The following is a 285-nucleotide window of genomic DNA, read 5'->3' on the forward strand; positions in this document are numbered from 1 at the left end:
CGACTCGACGATCGCCTGGATCGCCCGCGACAGCTCCAAGCCCGGCCGCGACGCCAGCGGCGACGCCATCGTCGTTCACGCCACGCCGGCCTGGTCGCGCGAACATCTGGAAGAGACGCCGGAGTGGGCGGCCGCCGCACTGCAGGCCCGCTTCCGCGAGCTCACCGGTGAAACGGCTGACCCGAGCTTCAGAGCGGCGCATCGCTGGCGCTATGCCCTGGTCGAGCAGCCGGCGGGAGAGACGTTCTTCTGGGACCCATCCGCACGTCTGGGCGCCTGCGGCGA

The 285-nt window shown here is 71.6% G+C and carries 1 pseudogene; it reads left to right on the forward strand.

What is annotated here, in order from left to right:
- Positions 1-285, forward strand: a pseudogene (locus tag AX750_RS26490) (FAD-dependent oxidoreductase); the annotation flags it as partial.

Origin of the sequence: Methylobacterium sp. CCH7-A2, from assembly GCF_001557075.1 — a bacterium.
GTDB classification, from domain to species: Bacteria; Pseudomonadota; Alphaproteobacteria; order Rhizobiales; family Beijerinckiaceae; genus Allobosea; species Allobosea massiliensis.